The sequence below is a fragment of the Janthinobacterium sp. SUN073 genome, assembly GCF_030397665.1.
Lineage (GTDB): Bacteria > Pseudomonadota > Gammaproteobacteria > Burkholderiales > Burkholderiaceae_D > Janthinobacterium.
Map to the genome: position 1 here is coordinate 435968 of NZ_JAPUBT010000003.1, position 12302 is coordinate 448269.

8 protein-coding genes are annotated in these 12302 nt (G+C 61.5%); all 8 read right to left on the reverse strand.

The features are described from left to right. Positions 1–7 precede the first annotated feature (7 nt). On the reverse strand, positions 8–721 hold the full coding sequence (locus tag O0882_RS12465; protein ID WP_289948325.1) for a hypothetical protein: 714 nt from the start codon (positions 719–721) through the stop codon (positions 8–10). Beyond that, a complete protein-coding gene (locus O0882_RS12470; RefSeq protein WP_289948327.1) occupies positions 718–1002 on the reverse strand; it encodes a hypothetical protein in 285 nt (94 codons plus the stop codon). The genes O0882_RS12465 and O0882_RS12470 overlap by 4 nt, the downstream gene beginning before the upstream one ends. After that, positions 1002–2972: a hypothetical protein gene (locus tag O0882_RS12475; protein ID WP_289948330.1), complete on the reverse strand. Its 1971-nt coding sequence runs from the start codon at positions 2970–2972 to the stop codon at positions 1002–1004. The genes O0882_RS12470 and O0882_RS12475 overlap by 1 nt, the downstream gene beginning before the upstream one ends. Then, entirely contained in the window at positions 2969–4438 is a 1470-nt protein-coding gene (locus tag O0882_RS12480; RefSeq protein WP_289948332.1) for a hypothetical protein, read from the reverse strand. The genes O0882_RS12475 and O0882_RS12480 overlap by 4 nt, the downstream gene beginning before the upstream one ends. After that, on the reverse strand, positions 4435–10149 hold the full coding sequence (locus O0882_RS12485; RefSeq protein WP_289948334.1) for a phage tail length tape measure family protein: 5715 nt from the start codon (positions 10147–10149) through the stop codon (positions 4435–4437). The genes O0882_RS12480 and O0882_RS12485 overlap by 4 nt, the downstream gene beginning before the upstream one ends. Next, positions 10149–10466 (reverse strand): hypothetical protein, encoded by a 318-nt coding sequence (locus tag O0882_RS12490; RefSeq protein ID WP_289948335.1) that lies wholly within the window; start codon positions 10464–10466, stop codon positions 10149–10151. Before O0882_RS12490 ends, O0882_RS12485 begins: the two co-directional genes overlap by 1 nt. Before the next feature lie 29 nt (positions 10467–10495). Next, positions 10496–10969 (reverse strand): hypothetical protein, encoded by a 474-nt coding sequence (locus O0882_RS12495; protein WP_289948336.1) that lies wholly within the window; start codon positions 10967–10969, stop codon positions 10496–10498. Between the two features lie 130 nt (positions 10970–11099). After that, positions 11100–12302, reverse strand: a complete 1203-nt coding sequence (locus O0882_RS12500; protein ID WP_289948337.1) for a phage tail tube protein — start codon at positions 12300–12302, stop codon at positions 11100–11102.

Sequence of the window (12302 nt, forward strand, 5' to 3'; positions counted from 1 at the left end):
GTAGCTCCTATGGCAAATTGGTGCCGTCGAGAATAAAAAATGGACTTGGTTCGGAATACACGGTATCGGGCGGCAAGGTGCCGCTCATCAGGCCTGAGCGCAGCATGAGCGCTGGGTCGTACGCAATTACTCCGTTCGACCTGCGTACTAAAAATCGCCGGGATGCAGTCATTGTGTATTGCCCGCCGGTCCCCACATAGTTCATTTCGTAAAACGGGCTGGCGCCAAGTGCTACCGGGCGCCCCACTGAACTGACCACCACACTATTCTCCAGTCCACCCAGCGCCAGAGGGAACGTCAGGGCGGGCGTGCCGAAATCGTGCGTCACCGCGTTGGTGACGCTATGCCTCAACAACAGGCCACGTGCCGCCACTTTTTCCGTGATGGTGGCAAACGCCCAGATAGTGACTGGTTCCTGCTGGTCAAAACCACCGTTCTCATCGGCGTTCGCGCCGCAATATACGGTTAGCGTGTGAACACCGTTTACATAGCTGGTTTTGATGACGCCCACACGCCGGTCGACAGGCAGATCGATCACCCAAAGGATTCCGCGGAAGCCGCTGAACTGATACGTGGAGAAGCCAGATACCATGCCGCCGCCAGAACTGTACGGCTGCTGTAGAGAAACGAACGTCGCGCGGCCAATGCAGTGCGTGCCATAGGTATTGCTGTCGATGACCAGTTCGCCATGCTGGTTGCGAATTTTGAGTTGTTTCGTCATTTCAAATAGATTCCCACGCTGGGCCGCCAATCGGTTGGCCACGAGACGCCGCCACGAAAAACAAATCGGGGGCAGCCCAGAGCCTCATCGTAGGTATAGGGGGAAACCTGAAACGAATCGCCATAGATCACTATTGGCGTGCGGCCAATCCCTGCGCCTGGAAACGTAATCGTCCAGCCCTCAAGCGGAATTGAAAAAATGCCCATGCAGACACCGCCGGCCGCCAACCACGAATCGAACACGACCACGCCAGCACGCCGAATTTTTAAGCCGCTGGCCATTAGAGATACTCCCCGAGCTCGATGTGGGGCTGTTCATGCACGCCGTCATAAAAATACAGGCCGGTGCCAGTCAAGTCATAGCCGGCTGCGCTGCCTGATGTGAGCCGCGCTGGGCTACGAATCAGAGCAAAAGAACCCCAGGCCCCAGAAAGAGTGCCAGAAAACGTTGCAATTCCCTGCAGGCTGGTGAATTGCGGCGTCCGGATATCTCCATCCGTATCAAACCGAGCGTATTTTCCGAGGTCGTAATTTCCCATCAGCAGGCCACTCTGGCTCAGATGAAACCCATTGCCGCCATTTGAGGGCCAGCCATATGCGCTAGTCGGATAACCAGGGCCGCCGTGAATGGTCGCGCTGTAAATATCGCCGGCAGTAACTTTGCCGAGATCGGCTGCGATGGACGACAGCTTATCCACTGCCAGCGCCTTCGCTGCCACAGTGCCGGGGACCAGCAAATTGCCATTCAAGACGGTGTCGGCAGCCAGCCACTCGCCATTGACATAGAACTTCGTCACCGCATGCGTGGCGTCGTACAGCGTCACCATGTCGCGGTTGATTGGCGCGCCGTAGCCGGCATGGCTCAGCTCATACACGGCCGAGGCATCCGACCAGGTGGAATAGCCGGGCGCCGTCACCGTCACGGTGCCGCGCTGGCCGGATGGCCCTGCCACGCCCTGGCCACCGCGAAACTTCGACCAGGCGTAATCCGCCTTGTTGGTGCTGGGGGCGGCACTGAGCTTATTGACGGCAAGGCCCAGGTACAGGGTGCTGTCGCGCGGCGCGTCGTACAGACCGGTGCCGTCGGCATTGTCCGCATACTTGATCCAGGTGTAGGTCGTCTTGCCATCCGCTCCGGCTTCGCCCTTCGCTCCGTCGCCGCCCTTGATCAGAGACCAAGCATAATCTGCCGGGTTGTCACTCTCGACCAATGTGGCCTTGTTATAGGCCAGGCCGATGTAAGTCATGCCCACGGGCGAATCGGAGAATCCACCGCCTGCAGCGGTATTGCCATACTTCACCCAGGTGTAGGTCGTCACGCCATCGGCAGCCAGGCGCGCAGCGGCCGCCCATTCGCCAGGGGCGATATCGTCTGTGGCGCCGCGCGAGGCGGCCGTGGCGCCCGAGGTGAACAGGTATGCACCGCCCGCCGTCGGCACCTGCGTCGACCAGCCGTTGTTCAAGCCGGCGAGCGCGCCCGTGGCAAAGGTGAACGTGCATGCCGCGCTCGGTAGCGCCGGCGCAGTATTGGTAGCGCCACGCTGGTAGATGCGCACGGGCGCCACATTCAAGCCATCCGTGCCGTTTTGGCCGGCGCTGCCATTGGCGCCGGCAGCGCCATCTTTGGCCAGCTGCACGGCCGACGACCACTCATTGGCGGCGATATTGTCCGTGGCATTGCGCGAGCTGGCGGCAGCCACGCACACGTACAGCGGCGCTGTGCCGGCCGGGATATTCTTCGACCAGCCATTGGCCAGGTCGTTGCTGGCAGGCGTCGTGATGCTGCCCGTGGCAAAAGTGAAGATCACGTCACCCGGCGAATCAGTAGGGGCGGCCGCCGCGCGCTTGTAGGCGAAGGCCTGGCCCGTGTTCAAGCCGGCCAGGCCGGTATCGCCAGCGACGCCATCGAAGACCTTGCTGATCATGTAGTTGCCGACGTAATCGACGCCAAATTCGCGGATACGCGCCTGCACCAGGGCCGTATCCGTGGTCATGCTGGCAAAGTCGACCGTGGCCACGTTGCCGTTGACGGTCAACTGCGTGCCGGCAGACACAGAAAACACGATATCGCCCACCACGTTCACCGGCTTGGCGGTAATCGCAATCGAGCCGGGCGCGCCGGCGCCGGCGCTGTTCACGCGAAACACAGGCGTGCTGCCAGCCAGCAGGATCGCCTTGCCGTCCGCCGTCGTGCTGAAGCGCTCCGCAGTGGCCTGCAGCAGCTTATCGCGCGCGCCGCCGATGGCCGTCATACCAGCACCCCCACCGTCACACGCCCGGCCAGCCATTGGTGCGACAGCAGCACCACCACGCCCGGCGCGCCGTCCTGCAGGCCGAATCGATCATCGCGCAGCACCACGGGCTGCCCCAGTTCCAGCATCATCATCTCAGGCTCTCCATCAAATTCGTAAATCGTGCGCTGCACCTTGTGCAGGGCCAGGCGCCGCGCCGCTTCCGCTTCCGCGTCCGCGTTGGTCTTGAGGCAGGTTTCGATTTGCGGCGGGTCATCCGTCAGGCGGTAACGCGCCTTTACCACGGCATCGACAGCGGTTTCCGTCAGCCACTCCGTCGCGTACAGGTCGGCATGCGCTGGCGGGATGCTGGTGGTCAGGCTGGCCTGCACCGTGTAATTCCGGTCGAAGGCGATCTTGACGGCCGCCACCACCGGCAGGCGCTGTACCGGGCGCAAGGAATCGAGTTTCATGTGTTCGGGGCCAATCTGCACAGGCACGCCGGCGGCGGGCAGCGCGATCTGCACCAGGCGCAGCTGGCCAGTGCGCGACATCAGCGCCTGGGCGCCCACGCTGGCCGCCAGTTGCTGGATGGCTTGCGCCTGGTTCGTCCGGTCCGCAACGTACAGGCCCACCAGTTGCGGGTGGGCGGCATCGAAGGCGGCCAGATTGGCCAGGTCCAAGTCGGCCAGCGTGAAGCGGTCCGATGCCTTGCCGTAGGCGGTGGCGATGCGCTGCACCAGTGGGGCGATGCGCGGCGCATAGCCGCCGCCCTTGTCGCCCTGCACGCTGGCCGTGATCGTGGTGGAAAACGGATCGGTGGTCAGATTGAAGCGTCCCGCCTGGTCATTGAGCGCCACGGCAATCGGTTTGCCGTTGGTGCGCACCTCGAACGTCGATTCCACCGCGCCGAGAAAACCGTACTCCAGGGTGGCCGGATTGGTCAGCAATGGCGTCACGTTGTGGCATTCACCGAATGGGATCGGCAAGGTAGCATCCTTGTTTGGCGAGGTGCCGCCCAGCTTCGCTTCGGCAATCGGCGTGTCCAGGCGCTGCAGCTTGTCGCGCAACGACAGGTTGATCGATTCGCGCGCAGAACTGCCGATATCGGCGACGATGCCGTCAAAGATCAGGCGAAAGTCGCTGCGCGGCCAGGCCGGATCGCCTGACCAGGCCTTGATCGGCCGGTTGCGCCACACATCGAGCAACCAGCCATCAAGTGCGCCATCGCCGTTGTCCAGCTCAATATCGCCGCCCGACAAGCCAGCCTCGCCGGCCAGGCTGACCTGTTCGGTGAAGGCCAGCCCACCGGTGGCCAGCGGCAGATACTCGGTATTGGCCGGCACATCCGCCGGGCCGGTGACGTACGGCCGGGAGGCGATATACCGCGTCACCTCCTGGCCGACCACGTTCACCTGGGCCTCGATCAGCACCATGCGGATGGCGGACGGGCTTTGCAGCCATGTCAAAAATTGTGCATCTGTCATTGCGAGTACTCCACTTGTTTCGCCCAGGCAGATGCCTTGGCAGATTTATCAACACCGGCCACGACCGTCTTGGCCGCTTTGTCGTTCGATTCGACGGTGGCCTGGATGGTGGCGCCGGTTTGCACCTTTTGATCCGCGCGCAGCCCCTTAACCTCTTCCCGCAGGCCCTTGATCTCGGCTACCAGGGCGTCGGTGTTCCCGCCGCCCTGGCTCGGTGCGCCGCCGAAGTAACGGCGCATTGCAGAGGCAGCTTGCGCATCCACCACCACTTCACCGCGGTGAAGCTCGGCCGCATAGCCATCAAACGGCACGTTGGCCAAGCCGCCGGCATGGGAGCCGTCGAACTTGACGCCCAGCCCAGTGGCCGTGCCCATTGCCGCATGCAGGTTGGCGATGGCTTGCGCCACCGTCAGCACGCTATCGTTGATGGCGATCAGGCCCGACACCTGGGCCTTGAGGGCATCCAGGCTAGCCTGCTGCACGTCGACCTGGGCCGAGGCCCATTTCAACGCCTCGTCGTTGGCCGCCACCACACGGGCGTAATCTGCCGCGTAGCGGGCGTCCGAGGCGTTGACCACCTGGGAGGCAGTCAGGAAGGCCTGCTCGGCAGCCGACAGCCCGGACTGCGCCGTCGTGTCGCCGGCATTGGCCGCCGCCAGGGTTTTCTCGAACTGCGCGCGCGCCTCGGCATATTTCTGCTCCGGCGTCAGCGTTGACTGCGCGCCCAGTGCCATGCTGGCGTTCAGGCCGTTGAGCGTCGTCACCCACGACTTCGACTTGTCCAGCGCCGTCTGGGCCGCTGCCGATTCCTTTTCGTAGGCCTTGCCCAGTGCATCCTTGGCCGAGACCACCGCTTTCGCCGCCTGCACTTGGTCGAACAACGCACAGTTGACGGCGGCGATGCTGGAGCGCTGGATTGCCAGCAGTTCCGTTTCGCTTTTGGTCAACTCGTTGAGCTGCTTTTGCAGGTCACGGTGTTCGCTGGCGATTTCGCTGGCAGTTTTCGCCACGGCAGCAAAGTCGCCGGTTGCCGCCGCCAGCTCAGCCGCGTAGTCAGCGGCCTTCTTGAATGGTTCAGCAATGGCGATCAACTGCGAATACATCGCCTGGCCAGCAGCCGTGTTCAGGTCCTGCGCCAGCACCAGGGCCTTAAACTGGTCGACCGTGGTCACACCCGATACGCCCAGCTTGCCCATGGCATCGTTCACCGATTTCGTGATCGGCGCCATGCGCTCGGCTTCGGTCAGGAAGTTTTCGACGAAGAAGCCGGTGCCGCTGGTCAGCTTATCAAGGCCGCCGGCCGCCGCAATCAGGCTTTCGCTCAGCGCCACAGCGCCCAGGCCTGTGGTATTGAAGGATTTGCCCAGAACAGCCAAGACATCCGATACCTGCAGGTAATCGTTGGTCACGCGCACCAGCGTTTCCAAATAGCCCTCGCCCACAGCCTGGTATTGCGCCAGGCCAGCCACGCCAAACTTGGCCATGTCGTCGCCGAGTTTGGAAAATGCTGTTTCCAGAGCTTTCTGCTGCTCTTCGCCGGACAGGCCCTTCAAACTGATCTTGCCCAGATCGATTACAAACGAATTAAGCCGCGCGTTGAATGCGGCACCGCCCATGCCCAGCGCATCGGCAGCATTGCGGATGGTCTGCCCCATGCTACTGATGATCATGGTGAACTGGTTATTCATTTCCCCCGATAGCGCGGTGGTTTGTGTGCTGTCATTGTTCTTATAGGTAATACCGAATGCCTTTTTCTTCGTGTTGACATCGGCATAAGCCTGGGCCGTGAAGCCTAGTGCATCGACATTCCCCAATGACATGGCTTTTCCGGTAATGCCCTGGTCTTTGATTGATGTCGATGTACCGAATAACTTCGACACGACGCCACCGAGCACGGAACCAAGCATGGCGCCAACAGCCATGCCGATAGGGCCTCCTATAGCGCCTAAGAGGGTCGGGGCAGCTCCGATAACACCCATCGTCAGGACGCTGCCTACTGCGCCGCCGGCCAGCGCACCACCATAAGCACCGAGCCCTGCGAAGGCCGCTTTGCCTACTCCACCGCCAAGCGTAGTAGTTCCGGTTTGCACGCCAGCAGCTGCGCCGCCACCTTCGGCAACGACGCCGGAGCGCGCCAGCAGGCTGGATAAATTGCCAATGCCGGACACCATCTTCCTCAGGGACGAATCCATTGAAATGGTGTGCGCCAGGCCCAGGCCGGAGTTTTTCTCCATGATGGCCAGGCTGTGTGCGATCGATTCCGATTTCGCGGACGAGTCTCCCAGGATGGATCCGGTACCGGTGGCGGCCTGGCGGTCCTTGGCAGTCGTGTCCGACCCACCGCCGCCAGATACTGCGAAGCCCAGGGCTGCCATCGCCGCAGCCATCGCGGCCATGCGAATCCAAGCGCTGTAAGGATCGCCCTGCGCTTGCGTAGCGACCGCCACGGCTGCAGCGGATGTGCCTTTCACCGTGTCAGCTGCAAGTTGCGTTGCTGTGCCGGCCTGGACGGCCACCGCTTTGGCAGCTTCGGCCCCCAATGTTGCAGTCGTCACAACCTCGACGGCAAACAGCTTCTTCACCATGGATTCAATCGCCATCGCCATTTCCACGGCACGATAAGCTTTTTCAGCGCCTTCCATTGCTCGATAGCCAGCGGTATTTTCCTTGAAGAAGCCTTTGGCTGAGCTTGCCATGTCGCCATAGGATTTGATCTGGGCCCGCGCGCCCTGCTGGGCCGCAGCAGCCTGGGCCTTGGCGACCTTGGTCGGGTCGCCATAGGCATCCTTAGTGGCGACGGCCAACTGGGCAGCGATAGCCTGCTGCTGCACGGCATAGCCGGATAAGGCCGTCGTCAGTCCGCCAATGGCAGTGCCGACCGCTCCGAACGACGCGGCCATGCCTTGCGCTGCCGACTTAGTTGCGGTGTCGACAGCCGTCAGGACGTCCAGCAGCTCTTTGGCCTTGGCCACGTCGCCGCCCTGCTCTTGCGTCGAAGCCTTGCCTTGCACGATGCCAAGGCGGTTCAGCGCTTCAATCTTGCGATTGATGCCATCGATGACCTTCTCATTGCCCTCGAAACTTGCAAGAGCAGCTTTTTGCTCTTCAAGGTCGGCGACTGCCAAAGCGGTTTTTTGCGCCGGCAACAAGCCGTAGGTGCGGATTTGCTCCTCTGTGACGGCGATCTGCGCATTAATCGCGCCAATTTCTTTATTGGTTGCCAGTACCGCCGCCTCACTAAGCGCGTCCTTACGCAGCATTTCCTCCATTTCCGTAAGTTCGACGGCATCAGCTGCCCGCAAAATTGCCGCTGCGCGTTTAGCATCTAAATCATTTGCCTTTTTATTATTTTTTTCTACCTCTACGCCAGTAGCGTTATGGTGATCTTTGAGGACTGCAATTTGCCTGGTATAGCCATTAATTTCCTCTTGTTCAGCGGCCCGCGCATTGTCACGTTTATTCTTAAAGTATTCCTCATCGCCAAGTCGCCCTGCCTTATGGAACATCTCGTTAATCTTGGAAAGCTGTCCAATTCTCTCTTTTTCGAGATTCACATCATCCTGGATGCGGGCTAGGCGATCCGCCATTGCCGTGTTTTCGACCTGGTCAGCTTTTGGCTTGACCTGCTCCGTATGAGCTTTTTTTCGAGCGGCAATACCGACGGCGATCGCATCTGGAGTGATGAGCGGTGAATTTGGGTCGGCGGCCCGGATGGCTTCGATGTTCGATTGGTACGCATCCAGGGCGACCGCCAGCTCCCCCATTCCTTTCTTTTGCAGGCGGATATCTTCCGCGTGGATCATCGCGGCGGCATGAACTGCACGCGAATTTTTAGTCGCGACTTCGCCCTGAGCCAGCGCGACAGCGTCAGCCTTATTCAATTTATCCACCGCATCCGTCAGGCCAAACACGATCTGGGTACGGGTTGCCTGGAGTTCAGGAGTAATGGCATCAGGCGCCCGCCCCAAACGCAGGTTGCTATCCGCCAATCCTTTATCAAATTCCGCCAGGCGGAAGCTGTATTTTTTGACATCGGAAGCGGCTGTATCCTTCTTACCGTAGTTCCCGATAGCATCCATTGCGCCGCCCACAGCCTCCTTCACGCCATGCCAAGCCCGCGCAACACTGCCAAGGTTTGCAATCATCTGCTCGGCACCATCCTTGGTTGCCTTTGCAAACGCCTCAGTGGCGACAGCAGACGCCCCCTTGGCATCACCGTCTTTCTCCAGAGCACGGATAGCCTCATATACCGAAAGCGTCAAGAAGTGATAGGTGTCATCCAGCTTGACGGTTGCGCGCGTGATCACCTCGGTCGCACGGTTGGTGCTACCCGTCGACTGAACGGCCAGAGATTCGAATTCTTTGATTGTTTTTTTGACAGATTCACCAGTGGCATGTTCAAGAGCAATAACGGCATCAGTAATGTAGGCGATCTGATCGCCCGTAAATTTGCCGGTGCCGGCCAACTCTGTGACAACCTTCTTGGCCTCACGGATACTCCCGCCCGCCTCAGTCGCCGCATGCGCCATTTCGTTCAGCTTGTCGCTGGTGACGCCTGCATAGTTATTCGTCGAGATCAGGGCATTGTTCATTTCACGCTGCTCGCTGGCACCTTTGATCATCGCGTAGGCAACCGTGCCCAGTGCGCCAGCAAAGGCCAGCGCAGCCAGGCCGGCGGCGCTGAACAGCAGGCTGGCGGCTCCAGTTTGTTCGCCGAGAACCATCATCGAGCCGCCGAAGCGTTGGAACTGCCCCTGGCTCAGCTCATGGGCAAGCACCAACAGTTCGCGCTTGGCGCTCGCCGATTGAAAACTCAGGCCCTCCATGTGGCCGCCCGCCGACTTCGCGCCGGCGCCGGCCTCGGCCAGCTTGTTGATCAGCGGTGAAGCGGCGTCGGATACGCCCAACTGGGCGGCGCGGTAGGTTTGTAGCTGCTGGGTCGTCATACCCAGCGTGGCCACTTGGTCCTGCAAGCTCTTGATAAAACGATCGCCAGCGGCTGCTGCCCGATCCTGTGCGCCAGCGGCGTCGCGGGCAGCCCGCTCTTCGCGATGCATGGCATCAATGCTATTGCCCAATGCCGCTGCCTTGGTCTGGGCCGCGCTACCCAAGCCCAATTCGGCGGCGCGATAGCGCTCCAGTTCGCCGCGTGCCATTCCGAAGGTATCGATCTCGCGCTGCAGCTGCATCAGCATTCTGTGATTGGACTCTTCCAGGGTCCGAGCTGCGTCGGCGGCCTGCCGCATGATGCGGGTCGTGTCGGCCATCGCGCCGTTGTAGTCAGCCTGCTTCTTCCAAGTACGCTCGGTGGCATTGCCGAGACTATCAATCCCAGCGGCGGCGGCCTCACTGCTACGCCAGACGCCCATAGATGAGCCCATGAACCCATCGAGCGTGTTACTGCCGCCCAGGAATACCGTGCGGATGCGGGTAGCAGTGGCGCCCATCGCGTCGATAGAAGCGGTCGCAGCATCCACCTTGTGGACCACGCGCGCGCCTGCCTCACCCACGGCATCGACAGCGGCTGCACCTTCCGCAGTTTTACCCTTGGCGTCCGCGCTCGCCTTGCCAAGTTTGTCTATGGCCGTCGTCGCGCTGTCGACCTTCTTCTCGACACTCTCACTGGCGGCGCCGAGGCGATCCATGGCCTGGGCGCCCTGCTCCAGTTGGCGCGTGTCAATCGAAAGGCCAAGCTCGGCGATATCAGGCATTATTTTTCCTTCTTGGTTTGGTGATAAATAAACAGCGCATCGAGGCGATCGATCACGCCCTCTTCGAACGGATCGAAACGAACGCCGTGACGTGCCTGCCATGCCAATATCTCGGCACTGGTCAGCGAATTCACGGCCATGCCGCATTGGCGCTTCTGGTTCAGCTGGGTGAACCAGGTCCAGATATAGGCCAGCTCGGACGGCAGCTGCGGCACCGCCGGTGCCTCTGGCTCCCGGTACAGCGGGTTTTGCCGGGCGGTGTCCAGGTGATCGCCCTTGGCGTTGCCGTCGCCTGCCGCTGCCGCGCGATCAAACAAATGATCGGCGCACAGCAGAAGGGCCTGGGTCAGACCTTCAAAAAATTGGCGTCGTTTTCCAGGGCGGTCGTCACGCGGTCCTGCCAGGTCGGGTACTTGTCGAATGCCGCGGCGATCATGTCCTTGTCGAACGCTGCCGGTGCGCCGTTGCTGGTGAAGCCGTACCAGTCAACCGCCACGGCCAGCGCCAGGCGCTTCTGGTTGTCATCGATGACGTTCACCAGCTTGTCCGCGCCTTCGTCGGTCGAGGCGTCGATTGCGGTCTTGCGCTTGGCCGACTTCTTGTAGCCTTCGGCGCGCACGGCGTGGCTTTCCTTGCGGTACTCGTCGGAATTCTTGCCGACGATCTTGATGCCGGCCACGGGCTCGCCGTCGGCGTCGAAGATCACGGGCACGTCGAAAGTCACGCGCGCGGCAGGCGCGGACAGGTTGGAGATATCGAAGCCAGCGACGGCCAGGGCTTGAGCGGCGTTCAGGACTGCAGGTGCTTGGGTGGTGTTCATGGGTAGTGCCTTTCGTGGGTAATAAACAATGCCCGTGCCGGCCGCCGCGCCCACGAAGGCGACAGCGACCGGTCGGTGCTGGGGTTGGCTTGCGCCCAAAAGGAAGCCCGGCGCGCGGCCGGGCAATGGATTACAGACTGGTGTCTTGGAAGGCCACGGTGGTTGCTTCGTGCTGCGCGTCGGCGCCCTGGTAACGCAGGATGTCGAAAGCGCAAGTGATAATCTTGTTTTTCTCGCCATCATCGACCTTGGCCGAGGTGATCTTGATGCGGCCCATGGCGATCGTCATGACCTCGGCCAACGGCGCCGTGCTGGCTGCCATGGCGTAGGCCAGCGGCAGTTCGACTTCCTGCTTGAAGTAATCGATGTATGTCGAATCCTGCATCAGCACCGTGAACTGGCCGCTGCCCAGCACCTTGCCGCGCGAGGCGGCCGTGGCGAACTTGGAGCCGATCACCGGATCGATCTTGACCTGGCCGTCCAGCGACAGCGACATGCCCGTGCAGATTTGCGACGGGATGCCGGCAACCGACAGCATCGCGGTGGCGCCAGAGAACTTGCCGGTACCGGGCGTGGCGGCGGGCGCCGCGAAGTACGCCGCTGGCGTGGTCGCGCCTTCCAGCTTGCCCATCAGGGTGAAGTCCATGCTCGTGATGCCGTTCGGCTGCACGGCGATATCGACCTTGCTGACCAACTGGTCGATGAAGCAGCGGTTGACGGCAATGCCTGGATCCTGAACTTCCGCGGTGAACCAGTCCGTGGTATGGCCGGTCAGTGGTGTGAAGCTGCGCTTGCCGGTCGCGGTCACGGTAACAGGATCGCCGGCGGCTTTGACCGTCATCGCCGAGCCGTCCATGAACTGACCTGCCAATACCAAGGCAGTCACCGAGGTCACGAAGAAATTCTTACCGTTGTTGGCGGCGCCAGTGGTCAGCAGGCCGCTAATGCGCACTACGGTACCGGCGCGGTGGCCGTCGGCCAGCCAGGAGCCAGCGGTGCGCGTCAGGCCCGTTGCGCCCGATGCGACCGTATTCTGTGCCGTGGTGACGCCGCCAGTGGTGAAGTCGCGACGCAGCAGCGCGGCCAGCAACGCGGTGTAGGTGCCGCAGCTCGCCTCGCCCTTGATGGCGCCGGAGGTGCGGAAGTTGCCCAGGCGCGTGTCGCCTTGTTGCTGGCTCGGGTCGATCTCGTTGCTCGAGTACTTGTCAGCGTCCGTGTCGAACGTCGCCGTCACGCGCGGGTAGAGGCGGCCGACGGCGGCCAGAGCCTTCGTGCCTTCCGCTGTTTGCTTGCCGATAACTAAAAGTGAATCGATGCCGTTTGCAGTGGTCAT

What these genes read in the sequence shown, in the direction of transcription:
- O0882_RS12465 (WP_289948325.1), bottom strand. Translation starts at nt 721, where the DNA reads ATGACGAAACAACTCAAAATTCGCAACCAGCATGGCGAACTGGTCATC.
- O0882_RS12470 (WP_289948327.1), bottom strand. Translation starts at nt 1,002, where the DNA reads ATGGCCAGCGGCTTAAAAATTCGGCGTGCTGGCGTGGTCGTGTTCGAT.
- O0882_RS12475 (WP_289948330.1), bottom strand. Translation starts at nt 2,972, where the DNA reads ATGACGGCCATCGGCGGCGCGCGCGATAAGCTGCTGCAGGCCACTGCG.
- O0882_RS12480 (WP_289948332.1), bottom strand. Translation starts at nt 4,438, where the DNA reads ATGACAGATGCACAATTTTTGACATGGCTGCAAAGCCCGTCCGCCATC.
- O0882_RS12485 (WP_289948334.1), bottom strand. Translation starts at nt 10,149, where the DNA reads ATGCCTGATATCGCCGAGCTTGGCCTTTCGATTGACACGCGCCAACTG.
- O0882_RS12495 (WP_289948336.1), bottom strand. Translation starts at nt 10,969, where the DNA reads ATGAACACCACCCAAGCACCTGCAGTCCTGAACGCCGCTCAAGCCCTG.
- O0882_RS12500 (WP_289948337.1), bottom strand. Translation starts at nt 12,302, where the DNA reads ATGACCACTGCAAACGGCATCGATTCACTTTTAGTTATCGGCAAGCAA.